12 protein-coding genes and 1 pseudogene are annotated in these 16,377 nt (G+C 31.7%); 5 read left to right on the top strand and 8 right to left on the bottom strand.

Features of this window, described 5'->3' with window-relative positions; genetic code table 11:
- Positions 1–715: 715 nt before the first annotated feature.
- The 7 genes from SLW70_RS03430 to SLW70_RS03400 all read right to left on the bottom strand — a co-directional run bounded on the left by SLW70_RS03430 (position 716) and on the right by SLW70_RS03400 (position 6,947).
- Positions 716–1,975, bottom strand: coding sequence for a hypothetical protein (locus SLW70_RS03430; RefSeq protein ID WP_320890601.1), 1,260 nt, complete (start codon positions 1,973–1,975; stop codon positions 716–718).
- A 336-nt stretch (positions 1,976–2,311) separates the two neighbouring features.
- Positions 2,312–3,628 carry a Fe-S cluster assembly protein SufD gene (sufD, locus tag SLW70_RS03425; protein ID WP_320890599.1) on the bottom strand — a complete coding sequence of 439 codons (1,317 nt, stop codon included), beginning with the start codon at positions 3,626–3,628 and terminating at the stop codon, positions 2,312–2,314.
- An 84-nt stretch (positions 3,629–3,712) separates the two neighbouring features.
- Positions 3,713–4,465, bottom strand: a complete 753-nt coding sequence (sufC, locus tag SLW70_RS03420) for a Fe-S cluster assembly ATPase SufC (RefSeq protein ID WP_320890598.1) — start codon at positions 4,463–4,465, stop codon at positions 3,713–3,715.
- A gap of 109 nt (positions 4,466–4,574) precedes the next feature.
- Positions 4,575–4,859 carry a hypothetical protein gene (locus SLW70_RS03415; protein ID WP_320890597.1) on the bottom strand — a complete coding sequence of 95 codons (285 nt, stop codon included), beginning with the start codon at positions 4,857–4,859 and terminating at the stop codon, positions 4,575–4,577.
- 24 nt (positions 4,860–4,883) lie between these two features.
- Positions 4,884–5,090 (bottom strand): DUF2683 family protein, encoded by a 207-nt coding sequence (locus tag SLW70_RS03410; protein WP_320890595.1) that lies wholly within the window; start codon positions 5,088–5,090, stop codon positions 4,884–4,886.
- A 42-nt stretch (positions 5,091–5,132) separates the two neighbouring features.
- Positions 5,133–6,581, bottom strand: a complete 1,449-nt coding sequence (gene sufB / locus SLW70_RS03405; protein WP_320890593.1) for a Fe-S cluster assembly protein SufB — start codon at positions 6,579–6,581, stop codon at positions 5,133–5,135.
- 36 nt (positions 6,582–6,617) lie between these two features.
- Positions 6,618–6,947: an iron-sulfur cluster assembly accessory protein gene (locus tag SLW70_RS03400; RefSeq protein WP_320890592.1), complete on the bottom strand. Its 330-nt coding sequence runs from the start codon at positions 6,945–6,947 to the stop codon at positions 6,618–6,620.
- A 211-nt stretch (positions 6,948–7,158) separates the two neighbouring features.
- Between SLW70_RS03400 and SLW70_RS03395 the strand changes: the two genes are divergently transcribed.
- The 3 genes from SLW70_RS03395 to SLW70_RS03385 all read left to right on the top strand — a co-directional run bounded on the left by SLW70_RS03395 (position 7,159) and on the right by SLW70_RS03385 (position 10,257).
- Positions 7,159–8,121 carry a YjgN family protein gene (locus SLW70_RS03395; RefSeq protein ID WP_320890591.1) on the top strand — a complete coding sequence of 321 codons (963 nt, stop codon included), beginning with the start codon at positions 7,159–7,161 and terminating at the stop codon, positions 8,119–8,121.
- A 4-nt stretch (positions 8,122–8,125) separates the two neighbouring features.
- Positions 8,126–9,193 (top strand): M48 family metallopeptidase, encoded by a 1,068-nt coding sequence (locus SLW70_RS03390; protein ID WP_320890590.1) that lies wholly within the window; start codon positions 8,126–8,128, stop codon positions 9,191–9,193.
- A gap of 206 nt (positions 9,194–9,399) precedes the next feature.
- On the top strand, positions 9,400–10,257 hold the full coding sequence (locus tag SLW70_RS03385; RefSeq protein WP_320890589.1) for an MBL fold metallo-hydrolase: 858 nt from the start codon (positions 9,400–9,402) through the stop codon (positions 10,255–10,257).
- 63 nt (positions 10,258–10,320) lie between these two features.
- Here SLW70_RS03385 and SLW70_RS03380 read toward each other — a convergent pair whose 3' ends face one another.
- Complete coding sequence (locus tag SLW70_RS03380) at positions 10,321–14,427, bottom strand: T9SS type A sorting domain-containing protein (RefSeq protein WP_320890588.1); 4,107 nt, start codon at positions 14,425–14,427, stop codon at positions 10,321–10,323.
- Between the two features lie 118 nt (positions 14,428–14,545).
- Here SLW70_RS03380 and SLW70_RS03375 point away from each other — a divergent pair.
- Both SLW70_RS03375 and SLW70_RS03370 read left to right on the top strand, forming a co-directional pair.
- A pseudogene (locus SLW70_RS03375) lies at positions 14,546–14,665 on the top strand (MBL fold metallo-hydrolase); the annotation flags it as partial.
- Positions 14,666–14,735: 70 nt separating this feature from the next.
- Positions 14,736–16,361, top strand: coding sequence for a S8 family peptidase (locus SLW70_RS03370; protein WP_320890587.1), 1,626 nt, complete (start codon positions 14,736–14,738; stop codon positions 16,359–16,361).
- The last annotated feature ends 16 nt before the right edge of the window (positions 16,362–16,377 follow it).

Below are 16,377 nucleotides of genomic sequence, written 5' to 3'. Positions count from 1 at the left end.
CCATTTTTAAAAACAACTTGACTTAGCCTTATTTGATTAAGGCTTGAATTTAAAATAAAATTTGTTTTTTGGAAATATGTGGTATTGGATGTGTGATACTAAAGTAAGAAAAAAATGATTTAGAATTTATTTGGTTGTAATTTTTTTCTGAGTGAAGATTAAGTTGTTTCACAAAGGGACAGAAAGAAAAAACACAGAGATACACAGAAGTCTTTAAAAATCTTAGGTTGTGATAATTATAGTCCGTAAAGTTTGTTGTTCTGAAGGAGAATCTCAAGTATAATGGGGACTTTTTGTAGGACGCATACAGCGTGACAAAGCTTGGTTGTAATACTATGTCGTCCCTATGGGACTTTGTTGTCTATGTCAATACATTACCCCGAAATAAATTTCGGGGCTACAAAATGTGCCGTTCCTACGGAACTTTATCATGTAAATAGGTTTGGAAATTTAATTCGTTTTATAAATAATAGTCAAGAGCCGTAGGCTCGGCTCAGATTGTAGGGATGGATTTTAATCCATTCACAATTGATGGTCATTTTTAACCATAAAGTTTGTCATTCCGTAGGAATCTGAGGTGTGGTGAGCACTTTGTGTAGGACGCTTACAGCGTGACAAAGATTGGTTTGTTTGTTGTGTGTTTGCCAATCTGTGTAGGTATGAGTTAGAAACTCGCACTAGCCGTTGTGTTTATTTATGCCCGTGTCAGCTGGGGCTAGCTGAGGGCTTTTTTATAACCATTTATATTGAGATAATTAACAATTTTTAATTTTACTTCATTTTTAATTTTCTTACTTTCATAAATATTTAATAGAGCCTCAGTTTCTTCTCCTTCTCTGAAAATTGATTTTGCTTTTGATAGTCTAGATTTTTGTGAATTTATGGTGAAGCTGTTATATACAGTGTAATTGTTTGATATTTCTTCATAAGATACCTCTATGTTTTTAATTAATTCAGGATACAATACAGTTGCAAAAATTTCTTTTCCTATAGCTCTTAAAGTATTTTCTAATTTAATTTCTAGATCGATTTCAGATCGCTCATTTTCTAAATTCTTTTCTACAGTTAGCTTTTCCATCTTCTTTAAATCAATTTTTTTAGAAATTATTTTTTTTTCATTTATTGGTTTTTCAAACCATTGAATGTTAGTAATAAACGATTTTGATTCTTCAATGTTATATTCAATTGATAAATTGTCAAATTCCTCATATTCAATTGGGTAGCCTTTTTTTATCTGTTTCCTTACAAAATTAATTAATTCATTTTCTTCTCCAATATTTTTTCCTGAGTAACTTAATTGGTTTTTTTTAGGAACTAAAAAAGAATTAAATGGATGTATTAGTCGTAAAAAATGTGCTTTTAAAATTCTTAATTGATTAGAAGTTAATTTTTCATTTATATGCCGAATTCTATCTTCTTTTTGAAATTCGATTCTTGGAGGGTTAGGAAATAGTGTTTTGAGGTCTAAATCGTTGTAACCATACCCTGTTGGCTTAATATGCGCTTGATACCATCCTTTGACGTTAAGCTTAGCTCTTATTGCATCTTTAGGAGTGTAAAAGCAAAGTTCTTTTTCTTCTGACACCTGACCAAACCCTACAATTAATTTTTTTTGACTTAATAGTTTTTTTAGGTCAAGTGATGAATAATTGATATTTGCTAATTTCATTTCAGCAAAAAGTAATGTGAATGTATTATCACAAAAACTAACCTTCATATTATCACTATATTCTGTTAAGAATCCTCTCCTTTGTAATTCATAATTCTTTTTGGTGTATGAACCATAAAGCCGTATAAAAAATATAGGGTCGTTGCTATTTATATATTCAACTAAAGTATGATGTATTTCTTTAATTAGTTTTGAGTTTTCAAATTGAGGTCTAATTAATTTATCATATAATTCAGGAATATTTTCTGCAAACCCATTATTAACTTTAGAAAGGTCTATTTTTTTTATGTTTTCAAATGGAAGCATTCCGTATAATTTTTAGCAAAAATTTATTTATCTGACAAAAGCATACAACGCTACCCAAATAAAGGTAAGTTTTATGATTATTATCACTCATTATTTAGAATCAAATATAAGAAAAACACCAATATAAAAACAAAATACCCTAATTAGCCCTGACAGCAGCGGCATCCTTGTGGCGGCAGGCGTTAAGCCGCCACAAGATATAGCGAATGGCAGGAACAATCATTCCTGAAAACACCTGATGTTCTGCTCCTAAAAACAGCTATAAATGACAAAGAGCACAAAGTATAAAACCATGTGCTCCTTGTGGAGTTTTAGTGAACTTTGTGGTTCAGTAATCTATAAATCGAATCCTAATTTCACGCCTAGTTTGTTGGCGATGATTTTAGTGATACGTTGTTTTAATTCGGGTATTTTGATGCCTTCGATAACCGAGTTGGAGAACGCGTACATCAATAAGGCTTTGGCTTCTTTTTGAGGGATTCCGCGTTGTTGCATGTAGAACAAAGCGGTTTCGTCTAATTGTCCTACGGTACAACCGTGTGAACATTTTACGTCATCAGCAAAGATTTCCAACTGTGGCTTAGCGTTGATGGTTGCTTTATCACTCAACAAAATGTTGTTGCTTTTTTGGAAGGCATTGGTTTTTTGCGCTTCTTTCTCAACAAATACTTTTCCGTTGAAAACACCTGTAGAACGGTCAGAGAAAATTCCTTTATAATCTTGGAAACTCTCGCAGTTTGGTTCTGCGTGATTTACCAAGGTATAGTGGTCTACGTGTTGCTTGTCGCCAATAATCGTGATTCCGTTTAGGGTACTTGTTAAACGTTCTCCAAAATGGAAGAAGTTCAAGTTGTTACGGGTTAAGTTTCCACCGAAAGAGAAGGTATGCACATAAACATGACTTTCTTTTTGTTGTGAAACATAAGTATTGTCGATTAGGTTTGCTTCCGAAGCATCGTTTTGGATTTTGTAATAATCTACAATGGCACGTTTTTGAGCAAAAATCTCAGTAACTGCGTTAGTCAATACTGGATTTTCGTTTAAACTTTGGTGGCGCTCGATGATTTGTACGTGTGAATTTTCACCAACGATAACTAAATTTCGAGGTTGTACCATCAAAGCGGCTTCGTTACCTGTTGAGAAATACATGATTTCGATAGGTTTGTCGGCTACTTTGCTTTTTGGGATATTGATATAGGCTCCTTCAGCAGCAAAAGCAGTATTCAAGGTCGTCAAACTCTCGTCTTTACTAGCGATTTTGTTGAAGTAATTATCAATAATCATTTTGTATTTTGGTTTGTTTAATGCTGATGACATTAAGCAAACATCGATTCCGTCATGTGTTGTAGAAGACAAATTCGAACTGAAAACACCGTCAATAAATACGACTTTATAGGTGTCTACTTCGTGTAAAAAGTATTTTTTTACGTCTTTGAATTCAACCGCTGATTCGTTTTTTGGGAATACCGTAAAGTCATTTTTTAAGATGGCGTTTAACGAAGTGTATTTCCAAGATTCTTCTTTTTTGGTAGGGAATCCTTTATTTTCAAAGTTTTTTAGGGCTTCAGTACGTACATCGTGTAATTGTGCATGCACATCGATACGCTCTTCAAACGCCATAAAAGACGATACTAATTTTTCTTTTAAATCCATTTTTCTATAGTTTGTTTAAAGTTTAAGGTTTAAAAGTTTAAAGTTATCTTGTGGTAACTTTAAACTTTAAACTTTAAACAAAAATTATGCTTCCTGCTCTTGTTTGATCCAGTCGTATCCTTTTTCTTCAAGCTCATGTGCTAATGAAGCGTCACCTGATTTTACAATTTTTCCGTTTAGTAAAACGTGAACGTAATCAGGGATGATATAATCTAATAAACGTTGGTAGTGTGTAATTACTACTACTGCGTTTTTATCGCTTTTAAGCTTGTTTACTCCGTTAGCAACGATACGCAAAGCATCAATATCCAATCCTGAATCAGTTTCGTCAAGGATGGCTACTTTTGGCTCTAACATTGCCATTTGGAAAATCTCGTTACGTTTTTTCTCTCCTCCTGAAAAACCTTCGTTTAGGGAACGAGAAAGAAACTTACGGTCAATTTCTAATAATTCTGATTTTTCACGAATTAACTTCAACATTTCGTTAGCTGGCATTTCGTCTTGACCTTTGGCTTTACGAGTTTCGTTGATTGCTGAACGCATAAAGTTTGTTACCGAAACACCTGGAATTTCAACTGGGTATTGGAACGAAAGGAAAACTCCTTTGTGTGCTCTTTCTTCTGGAGCTAAATCAGCTAGGTCTTCTCCATCCAAGAATACTTGGCCATCTGTTACTTCGTAATTCTCGTTACCAGCAATAATAGCTGATAAAGTACTTTTTCCAGCACCGTTAGGTCCCATGATAGCGTGAACTTCTCCCGCTTTTACCTCAAGGTTGATTCCTTTTAATATTTCTTTGTCACCTATTGAGGCGTGTAGATTCTTGATTGATAACATTATTTTTTTTGTTTAAAGTTTCAGGTTTCAAGTTTTCTATAACGTAACTTAAATCCTTTGCGATCTTTTTTATTTAATTATTATATAAATTTGTTTTCTGTTTTAACTTTTATGGATATAGTAAGCTCTGTATGAATTTTGCTCTTTTATCCCAATTTTTATCAAAAATAAAAGAGTGTCTTCTTAATTCAGTTGCCAAACAATCTAGCGAGTTTATCTTAATAAAACCATTTCGTTGAATATCTAAAAACAACATTCCTAGATAGTGTTCATTAGTTATAACTTGATTTTTCTTTTTTTTATCAATATTTAAAAACATTGGTTTTAATGATAAATTTAAAAAGTCATTAAATTCCGTTGCATTGATTATTTTAATTTCTAAAACATTACTCATTTTAAAAATAGACTTTTAAGAATTTTATTTCCATAAATCATCTAATTCTTCCATAGTCATTTTTATTCCTTTTCCATCTCTAATACTTTGTTCAGCTTCCAAAATCTCTTTTACAAATTCAGGATTATATGGTTTATCAATCTTTTCTTCGATGTCAAAACCAAGCGATTTTGCCAATGATTTCAACACTGGAAAATCTTTTTTCTTTACATTTTTTAAAATGAGATCCATAATAATTGTAATTTAATGTTGATTTTTCAAATTTACAAAAAACTATCCGACAGAACCTTCAAGCGAAATTTCTAGTAATTTTTGAGCTTCAACAGCAAATTCCATTGGTAACTTATTCAATACATCTTTACTGAAACCGTTTACGATTAAAGCGATAGCTTTCTCCGTTGGAATTCCACGTTGGTTACAATAGAAAACTTGGTCTTCACCAATTTTACTTGTTGTTGCTTCGTGTTCTATTTTGGCTGTTGGATTTTTACTTTCGATATATGGAAAAGTATGCGCTCCACAATTGTTCCCCATTAATAATGAGTCACATTGAGAGAAGTTACGAGCATTTTCGGCTCTTGGACTGATTTGTACCAATCCTCTATAACTGTTTTGTGATTTTCCTGCTGAGATACCTTTGGAAATGATGGTCGATTTGGTGTTTTTACCCAAGTGAATCATCTTAGTTCCAGTATCGGCTTGTTGGAAATTATTAGTAACGGCAATCGAATAAAATTCACCTACTGAATTATCTCCTTTTAATACACAAGAAGGATATTTCCAAGTAATAGCAGACCCTGTTTCTACCTGAGTCCAAGAAATTTTAGCATTAGTTTCGCATAAACCTCTTTTGGTTACAAAATTGTAAACCCCACCTTTTCCTTCTTTGTTTCCAGGGAACCAGTTTTGAACGGTAGAATATTTAATTTCGGCATCGTCCAAAGCAATTAGTTCAACTACCGCAGCGTGTAATTGATTTTCATCACGACTAGGAGCTGTACAACCTTCTAAGTACGATACATAACTTCCTTCGTCAGCAATAACTAAAGTTCTTTCGAACTGTCCTGTTCCTGCTTGATTGATACGGAAATAAGTAGAAAGTTCCATTGGGCATTTTACACCCTTTGGAATATAACAAAAAGATCCATCTGAGAAAACAGCCGAGTTTAAGGCTGCATAAAAATTATCTCTTTGAGGAACTACAGTTCCAAGATATTTACGAACTAATTCTGGATGCTCTTTGATGGCTTCAGAAATACTCATAAAAATGATTCCTTTTTCGCCTAATGTTTTCTTGAATGTTGTTGCTACCGAAACAGAATCGACAACAATATCCATAGCCACATTATTCATCATTTTTTGCTCATCGACAGAAATCCCTAGTTTCTTGTACATCTCCAATAATTCTGGATCAACATCATCAAGGGTTTTATTCGGGTCTACCGTTTTTGGAGCTGAATAATAAGAGATAGCCTGAAAATCAGGTTTTACATATTTGACATTCGCCCATTCTGGCTCAATCATTTCTTCCCAAGCTCTAAAAGCTTCGATTCTCCAATCAGTCATCCATTGAGGCTCTTCCTTTTTTTGTGAAATGGCACGAACGATATCTTCATTTAAGCCAATAGGAAAGGTCTCCGATTCTAATTCGGTGTAGAATCCGTACTCGTATTCTTTGTTTTCGAGTTCGATTTTTAAATCGTCTTCAGTATATTTTGACATAGTCTTGTTTAGATTATTTCCTTTTATTTTTAATTCCTATAATGAAAATGATTCACCACAACCACAAGTTCTTGAGGCATTTGGATTGTTGAATACAAATCCTTTTCCGTTTAAACCACCTGAAAATTCTAAAATTGTTCCTGCTAAATACAAGAACGATTTTTTTTCAACAGCGATTGTGATATCATTATCTACAAAAATTTTATCGTCTTCTCCTTTTTGATTGTCAAATTTCAAATCATAAGACAAGCCGGAGCAACCACCACTTTTTACGCCTACTCTCACGTAATCTTTGGCAGCATCAAATCCATCGTCTTTCATTAATTCGATGATTTTCTTTTTAGCAGTATCTGAAACTTTAATCATGTGCTTCTTTTTTATGAATCAACACTAGCTTTTTTAGCTATATTGATTTTGTCTAAATTAACTGCAAAGATAATGTATAAAAACGGTATTGCATAATAGATAACATTTTTATAACTAATGAAGGGATAGAAATTATTTATTTAGTTTTCTTTAGTAAATAAAATAGTATATTTTTATCAAGAATTTTAAATCTGTAAACTGAAACGAAATTATGGAAAACAACTTAGGAAACAATCAAAACTACACACTTGATTTTCACGGAAAAGGAAGTGACTTTTTTGGAATAGTTATAGTCAATTGGCTATTAACCATCCTTACTCTTGGGATTTATTATCCTTGGGCAAAAGCAAAACAATTGCAATTTGTATATAGTGAAACATCTTTAAATGGAGATTCTTTTTCCTTTCATGGAACTGGAAAAGAAATGTTTAAAGGTTTTGTTAAAGCAATTTTGATATTTTTAGTTCTATTGATAGTAGTGATTTCGATAGTGTATATTTTTGATATTGTTTTTTTAGGGCCTTTATTATTCTATGTGGCGATTTTTGCAATTCTACCTTTTGCCATTCACGGTTCTTATCGATATAGAATGTCTCGTACTTCTTGGAGAGGAATTCGATTTGGCTATAGAGGAGATAGAACTGAATTTATTAAATTGTTCTTCAAATGGATTGGACTTACTATAATCACCTTAGGGATTTATGGACCTTGGATGGCGATGAACATGCGAAATTATTTATTAGGAAACGTTCGTTTTGGTGATGCTGAATTTGAGTATGATGGTGATGGAGGTGATTATTTTGTAATGAACCTTAAAGGCTATTTCTTAACTATTTTTACTTTAGGGATTTATATGTTTTGGTGGCAAAAAGAGTTGTTTGAATATTATGTAAATAATTTAAGTTTGAAAAAAGGAGACGATAAAATTAATTTTACGTCAACTGCCACAGGTGGTGATTTTTTCAGCTTAGTAATAGTTAACCTCTTTATTCTTATATTCACACTTGGTTTGGGTTATGCTTGGGTAGCGATGCGTACTTTGAAATTTGTTTTTGAACATGTTGAATTAGATGGAGACCTTGACTTAAACACAATTGTGCAAACAGAAGAAAACTACAAAGATGCAACAGGCGAAGATTTAAGCGATTTCTTAGATTTAGATGCAGTAATGTAATTTTATGAAAAACAAAACAACAGCTGTTTTTTACGACGGCAACTCATCGGCACCTCAAGAAATTGAGGTGTCGTTTGATTTATACAAAGAATCGATTTGCTTTGAGTCAACCGATGGGCAAATGCATAAGTGGCCTATAAAAAATATTAGTTTCGATAAGAGAGGCACAGGGTTGCATTTAGACCATGGCACTGATTTGATTCAGCATCTTAAGATTGTCGACAATCATTTTATTGATGCCATTCAGCTTTTTAGAAAAGAAAAAGGGCAGATAGGTTGGTATCAAAAACTGATGGATTTAGGCATCAGCTTACATTTGATAATTGCGATAGGAATTTTAGCGATTATCGGACTTAGTTATCTGTATGTTATTCCGTGGGTGGGCGAAAAATCAGTAGCGTTAATTCCTGAGGAGTATGATGATCAATTAGGAAGTTCGGCTTGGTTAGAAAACGATTATTTTGTAACCAAAGATTCGTCAAAAACAAAAACTTTAAATGCTTTTGCACAACAATTGGATTTGAATAACAGTAAGAAACTTAAGTTTACTGTTGTAGAATCCGATGAAATTAATGCTTTTGCTTTGCCTGATGGCAACATCGTTGTTTTTACAGGAATTATCAAAGAAATGAAAAATTACGATGAACTAGTTGGACTGTTAGGTCACGAAGCTTCACACGTAAACAATCGGCATTCGATGAAAATGCTTTGTCGAAGCTTGTCGGGCTATTTGTTTGTTTCGCTGATTTTGGGTGATGCGAATGGTGTGATGGCAGTTATTGGAGATAACGTAAATAGTTTTCAATCACTTTCGTTTTCGAGAGAATTTGAGCATCAAGCGGACACCGATGGTTTTAAAATACTAACTAAAAACAAGGTAAATCCAAAAGGAATGTCTAATTTGTTTGAACGATTGCAAAAAGAACAAACCATTGCGATTCCTGAATTTTTGAGTTCACATCCCGTAACGGAAAACCGAATTGATTATATTGAAGGGCTTATTAAAAACAAGAAATATACTTTCGAGGATAATCCTGAATTGAAGAGATTGTTTTTGGAATTGAAGAAGTAAAAACAAAATCTTTCCAAAGTCGCAATGAGGATTCCTTATTGCGACTTTTTTAATAGGAACCACACTCATACATTAAATTAAAAGCCACGAATTCACGAATACTTTGCCTTGTCTTTAAAATAAAAATTCGATACTCATACTAATCAAATTTAGTAAATTGCAATTATTCTTTTAATGACAGACAACCTTCCAACACTTTTAAAACAATGAAACTATACCCAATAGAAACTGGAAATTTTAAACTCGATGGCGGTGCTATGTTTGGTGTAGTTCCTAAAATCATTTGGAACAAAACCAATCCTGCCGATGCTAATAATCTAATCGACATGGCAGCGAGATGTTTGCTAATTCAAGATGGAAACCGATTAATTTTGATTGATACCGGAATGGGGGATAAGCAGTCTGAAAAGTTTTTTGGGTATTATTCGCTTTGGGGCTCCCATTCTATGGATGCTTCGTTAGCCAAATATGGTTTTCATCGTGATGATATTACCGATGTTTTCCTGACACATCTACATTTTGACCACTGTGGCGGCTGTGTCAATTGGAACAAAACAAAAACCGGCTACGAACCTGCTTTTAAGAATGCCAAATTTTGGACCAATGAAAACCATTGGCAATGGGCAACGGAGCCTAATCCAAGAGAAAAAGCGTCTTTCTTATCCGAAAATATTTTACCCATGCAAGAAAGTGGTCAGTTGCAATTTCTTGAAAAACCAAATTCTGATTTTGGAATTTCAAAAGAGTTAGGATTTGAGATTTTATACGTGGATGGTCATACTGAAAAACAAATGATTCCGCACATTCAATATAAAGATAAAACCATCGTTTTTTGTGCTGATTTATTACCTACAGCAGGCCATATCCCTATTCCATATGTAATGGGTTATGATACACGTCCGTTATTGACCATGCCTGAGAAAACGAAATTTCTAAACACCGCTGCCGATAATATGTATTACTTATTTTTGGAACACGACGCACACAATGAAATCATCACGGTCAAACATACTGAAAAAGGCGTTCGCTTAGACCAAGTATTTGGTTGTGATGAAATCTTATAAACGCAAAAGCCCTATTTTCAAGCTAATGAAAATAGGGCTTTTTCCTGAATAAAACTTTTAGTCTTAATCCACTATTATTTTTTTAACAGTATTGATGCCTTGACTCTGTAAATACACATAATAAATTCCTTTTGGCAAATCAACTAAATCCAAGGTATTGCTGTTTGAATTAGTAGTAAAGGTTGTTGTTTTTACAAATTTCCCTAACACATCATAAATAGTTGCTTTTTCTAAAACAATATTGTCTATAAATAGCTTTTCTTTTGCTGGATTAGGATATAAAACAATTGTATCATAAGCGAAATCATTAACTCCCAATATACAAGTTGTTTTTGAATACATAGTATTTGCATCTTTTGCATCAGCCCAGTTTATATTAGAATAAATCTCATCATCCACTTTTATACAAGACAATGATACATTATTTTTGAAATTGACATTTACTAAATTCGTATTATTTCCATTATTCAAATTTAGTGCAACCAAAGAATTGTTTGAACAATTAATATCTGTTAAATTAGTGTTCTTTGATAAATCTAAATTAACTATTTGATTATTTGAACAACTTAATTTAGTTAAAAACACATTGTTAGAAAGATCTAGAGCCGTTAATTGCGCGGTAGTTGTTGTTTTAGCAGTAGTCGCTTTTTTTGTAATTGTAACTACACCATCACAATAAAGCTCCGTTAGTAAAATGTTCTTAGAAACATTTAAAGCCGTCAATGGATTATTAGAACAATCTAAATATTTTAATGCAGTGTTTTTAGAAATATCTATTGTTGATAATGAATTTCCGCTACAGATTAAAGATTCTAATCCTACAAAATATTCGATTCCTTTTAAATCAGAAATTCCAGAATTAGATATATCTACTGTTTTTAAATTTACGATTTCCGATAATAAGACAGTGCCATTTTTTCCGTCTGTATCAATCCCTAAATCGATTAATTTATCTTCAAATTCACTACTGATTGTTACAGAATAACCAGGGCAATCTTCAGAAAAACTTGCCGTGTCGTCTTTTAAATCAGACCAATAAATTCTTGAATAAATTTCATTATCTACTTGAATACAAGTTAGATTTGGGTTGCCTGTGAATAAAAAATTATAATTAGCTTGATATAAGTTCTGATTAGCTTTTAAATTAAGACTCAACAACTTATTACTGCTACAATAAAGCTTACTTATTCTATAACTTGTAGATGCATCAAAACTTATAAGCTGGTTATTTGAAACATCAAAATCAAAGATACCTTCATTTTGAGACACATCTAAACTAGACAATTTATTTGATTCACAATGCAATTCACGTAGGTATGTGTTTTTAGTAATATCTAAAGTTGTTAATTGATTTGAACCACAATAAAGAGTAGAAATTGCTATATCCGAAAGGTTTAAATCAACTAGATTATTATTATTACAATGCAATGTTTTTAATGCTCTATTTTTAGAAACATCTAAATTTGACAATTTATTTCCACCACAATAAAGTTCATTAAGTTCTGATAAATTAGAAACATCTAAGGCAGTTAATTGATTATCAAAACAACGAAATGTATATAAGCTTGTGTTTTTAGAAATATCTAAGGTTGTTAATTGATTTTCCCAACAATTTAATGAAATCAAAGCTGTGTTTTTAGAGATATCTAAGTTTGTTAATAGATTTGAGTTGCAGGCTAAATTTGTTAAAGACGTATTATTTGTAATATCCAAAGTCTCTAATTTATTATATTGACAATTTAAAGAAGCTAAGTTTATATTTTTAGAAACATCTAAGGTTATTAATTGATTTTCATAACAATATAAAGAAGTTAGAGCTACATTTTTAGAAATATCTAAGGTTGTTAATTGATTTGAGTTACAAGATAATGTTGTCAAGGCTATATTTTTAGACAAATCCAATGTCGTTAACTTATTCGAGTCACAATTCAATTGTTTCAAAGAAACAAAACCTTGTATTCCAGACATGTCAGAAATTAAGTTTCCTGTTACACTTAAGGAAGTTACTGAATCTATTTTAGATGTCAACACTTTTCCATCAATAACTCCTGAATCAATTCCTAGATTAATTAGTCTCTGTTCAAATTTAGCATCGGGAATAAAAGTATAAGCTGATAGAGGTATGCAGTCTATAGAATAAATTGCGGTAATGTCTTTTATATTTGACCAATTTGTATTAGAATACAACTCGTTATCTACAAGAATACAGGTTAAGTTAGGATTAGAAAGGAATGATATTTTAGAATTAGAAAACAACGTGTTTTTGCCATTTTTTAAATTGAGATTTGATAACAAATTATTGTTGCAATAAAATTCCGTAATTACTTTATTCTTGGATATATCTAAAGTTGTTAATTTATTTGAATCACAACTTAAGGATGTAATGGATAGATTTTTGGATACATCTAAAGACACTAATTGATTCGACGAACATGATAATGAAGCTAAGTATATATTTTTAGATACATCTAAATTCGCTATTTTATTGTTTGAGCAATTCAAGATTTCCAATAAAATATTTTTAGAAACATCTAAAATTGTTAATTGATTTCCAGAAACATTCAACGATTTTAAATTTGTAAAATCTTGAATTCCAGATAAATCTGTAATGGTGCTACTTGAAACATCAAGAGTACTTAAGTTTGTAATACGAGTTGTTAATATCTTTCCGTTTTTCCCATCTATATCAATGCCTAAAGAAATCAGTTTATCTTCAAATTTTGAATCAGGAATCATAGTAAATGGACCACAAAATAAATTATAATTTGTTGTTGCATCTTTTTTAGTAGACCAGTTTAGATTTGAATAATTCTCATTGTCAACTTCAATGCATTTCAAATTGATATTATTTCTAAAATCATAGTTTGTAAATAGATTATTTTTCCCATTTTTTAAATTCAATTGGGTTAATAAATTATTTTCGCATGTGATTTCTCTTAAGAGCAAGTTTATTGTTATGTCTAGTTTTGCAAGTTTATTGTTTCCACAATACAATGAAATCAATGAACTATTCTGAGTAACATCTATGGTTGTAAGGAGATTGTTATTACATTTTAGTATTGATAATGAATAATTATAATTAACATTCAGATTGGTTAATTGGTTACCCTCAACTTCAAGCATTTTTAATTTGTAAAGATTATTAATGTCCAAATTGGTCAATTTATTTGCATTGGCTTTCAATGTTACTAAAGAATCTTGGTTCCATAATTCTAAAGTTTGTAATTGATTAGCTGAAAAATCTAAAGTTATTAATTCAGTATTTTCGGTTAGATCTAAATTTTTTAAAAGATTATTACTACAATTTAAAGTTTTAATCTTTTTTAATGAAGAGCTATTTAAAGTATTGATTTGATTGTTTGAAATGTTTAATGTTTCTAAATTTAAAAAATTTCCAATTCCAGTTAAATCAGTTATATAGCTATTTGAGACATCGAGTGCAGTTAATGCAATTATACTTGAGGTTAAAACTTTACCGTTTATACCATCAGTATCAATACCTAGGGAAATTAATTTGTTTTCAAAATTGGAATCTGGAATAGAAGTATAAGATGGTCCACAAGAATTTGAGTAAACAGTAGTGTTGTCTGTAAAATCAGCCCAATTTGCTGTCGAGTAAGTTGGATTATCTACCTGAATACAATTTAGTAGCGGGTTATTTCTGAAATCACAAAATAGTGTTTGAAAATTTGTATTGTTTCCATTTTTAAGATTCAAACTAATTAAATTATTCTTAGAACAAAACACTCCTGCTAAAATAGGGTTTTTTGAGACATCAAGACTTGTCAAAAAGTTTTCAGAACATAATACACTTGTAAGAAATGGTAAATTCGAAAGATCTAAACTAGTTAATTTATTGGCTCTACAATCTATTGACCTCAATTTAGTATTTTTTGATAAATCTAAATTTGTTAATAAATTTAGATAACAAGATAAAGAGGTTAATGACGTAAAACCTTCAATTCCAGTTAAATCAGTAATGTTTAAAAATGACACATTTAATGATGCAATGGTATTAATACTTGATGTTAAAACTTTTCCATTTTGTCCGTCTTTATCAATGCCCTGTGTTATCAATGCATTTTCAAATTTAACATCAGGAATTAAAGTGTATTGGGCGATAGAATTTAAACTAGCCAAAAACAACAGAATAAATAATTTGATTTTCATAGGAGTATTATTAGGATAATAATATCAAAAATAACAAATATAAATCATTTTCCTACATTGTATTGTTAAAATTAAATCATTTTAAATTATAAATTTAAAATTACTTTAGTCTGAAGTTGACATCAATTATTACCTATTTTTAGAACACGACGCACACAACGAAATCATCACGGTAAAGCAAACCGAAAAAGGAGTTCGTTTAGACCAAGTATTTGGTTGTGATGAAATCTTAATCTAGTGTTAACCTAAAGTAATTTTAAAAAAAAATCAGTACTTTCGACCTCAATTAATACTTTAACTCAATGGCTATGAATAGCATTAAATTACTTTTTATATCTGCATTTACAATGCTTGTTTTAGCGGGATGTAGCACCCAAAAATCTATTGTCAATTATAGTAAATTAACCCCGATAAGCGCTCCTCTTAATGTTAAGAAAAAAGTTGCTCTTAAAGAAACAGAATTAAAACGTTGGAGTCATCTTGATATCGTAAAAGATACCGTTCCTGGAATGAGTGTTGATAAAGCTTATGCTGAACTATTAAAAAACAGATTAGGTGAAAAAGTGATTGTTGCGATTGTAGATTCAGGTGTGGATATTGAACACGAAGATTTAAAATCAGTAGTTTGGACTAATCCTAAAGAAATTCCTGGTAACGGAATTGACGATGATAATAATGGTTATGTAGATGATATTCACGGTTGGAATTTTCTAGGAAACATTATCAAAGAAAATTTAGAATACGAAAGAATCGTAAAAAATCCAAGTTTGGTTGATGAGGCAACTTACTTACAGGCAAAAGCTGAAAACGATAAAAAAACATCCGAAGCTAGCGCTGGTAAAGGGAGATATGAAGAAATGCTTTCTGCTCTAAAATCCTCGGATGAAGTGGTTTCCAAAGAATTAAAGAAAAACAATTATACTGTAGAAGAAGTAAAAGCAATTAACTCTACAGATGCCGAAGTTGTAAAAGCAAAAAACACAATTCAAAGAATGTTTTCTTTTGGGATGCCAATAAAAGATTTGAAGGCTGCATTACAAGATGAAATCGATAAAGCTAATGCCGCTTTGAGTGGTGAAAACCTAAAACAAGATTACCGAAAAATTTTAGGGGATAACCCTAATGACATTACAGATACTAAATATGGTGATAACAACGTAATGGGGCCAGATAAAAACGAGGCTGTTCACGGTACACATGTTTCTGGAATTGTAGCTCAAGTGCGTCATAACAAAATAGGTGGTGATGGTGTGGCAAATAATGTTGCGATTATGGCTATTCGCGCTGTTCCAGATGGAGACGAATACGACAAAGATATTGCGTTAGCCATTCGCTATGCTGTAGATAATGGAGCTAAAGTAATCAACGGTAGTTTCGGAAAAGCCTATTCTCCACAAAAGCATTGGGTTTTTGACGCTATCAAATACGCAGCCGAAAAAGATGTTTTGATTGTTCATGCGGCAGGAAATTCTTCAAAGAACATCGATTATTTTGATAATTTCCCGAATGATTCTGAGGACAAAAAAACTGAGATTTCAGATAATTTAATTACCGTAGGGGCTTTGAATTATGAGTATAGCAATAAGTTGGTTGCTAAGTTTTCAAATATTGGTAAAATCAATGTAGATGTTTTTGCACCTGGAGTTCAAATCTATGCTTCAACTCCAAACAACAGTTATAAATACTTGCAAGGAACTTCGATGGCATCACCAAATGTGGCTGGTGTAGCGGCTTTGATACGTTCGTATTATCCAAAATTAACAGCTACACAAGTAAAACACATTCTAATGGACTCAGGAGTAGCGGTTCCACTTGAGGTTATCGTGGGTGGTAACAATCAAGATATTCGTCCATTTGCTGAATTGTCCAAAACTGGAAAAATTGTAAACGCTTATAACGCCTTGTTGATGGCTGATAAAATCTCAAAAAACTAATTTTTTAATAATCTAT

This window comes from Flavobacterium sp. NG2 (assembly GCF_034119845.1).
Classification (GTDB): domain Bacteria; phylum Bacteroidota; class Bacteroidia; order Flavobacteriales; family Flavobacteriaceae; genus Flavobacterium.
This window is presented reverse-complemented; position numbering and strand designations above follow the sequence as displayed.

Coding starts and splice junctions, on each gene's coding strand:
- SLW70_RS03430 (WP_320890601.1), bottom strand. CDS start 1,975: ATGCTTCCATTTGAAAACATAAAAAAAATAGACCTTTCTAAAGTTAAT.
- sufD (WP_320890599.1), bottom strand. CDS start 3,628: ATGGATTTAAAAGAAAAATTAGTATCGTCTTTTATGGCGTTTGAAGAG.
- sufC (WP_320890598.1), bottom strand. CDS start 4,465: ATGTTATCAATCAAGAATCTACACGCCTCAATAGGTGACAAAGAAATA.
- SLW70_RS03415 (WP_320890597.1), bottom strand. CDS start 4,859: ATGAGTAATGTTTTAGAAATTAAAATAATCAATGCAACGGAATTTAAT.
- SLW70_RS03410 (WP_320890595.1), bottom strand. CDS start 5,090: ATGGATCTCATTTTAAAAAATGTAAAGAAAAAAGATTTTCCAGTGTTG.
- sufB (WP_320890593.1), bottom strand. CDS start 6,581: ATGTCAAAATATACTGAAGACGATTTAAAAATCGAACTCGAAAACAAA.
- SLW70_RS03400 (WP_320890592.1), bottom strand. CDS start 6,947: ATGATTAAAGTTTCAGATACTGCTAAAAAGAAAATCATCGAATTAATG.
- SLW70_RS03395 (WP_320890591.1), top strand. CDS start 7,159: ATGGAAAACAACTTAGGAAACAATCAAAACTACACACTTGATTTTCAC.
- SLW70_RS03390 (WP_320890590.1), top strand. CDS start 8,126: ATGAAAAACAAAACAACAGCTGTTTTTTACGACGGCAACTCATCGGCA.
- SLW70_RS03385 (WP_320890589.1), top strand. CDS start 9,400: ATGAAACTATACCCAATAGAAACTGGAAATTTTAAACTCGATGGCGGT.
- SLW70_RS03380 (WP_320890588.1), bottom strand. CDS start 14,427: ATGAAAATCAAATTATTTATTCTGTTGTTTTTGGCTAGTTTAAATTCT.
- SLW70_RS03370 (WP_320890587.1), top strand. CDS start 14,736: ATGAATAGCATTAAATTACTTTTTATATCTGCATTTACAATGCTTGTT.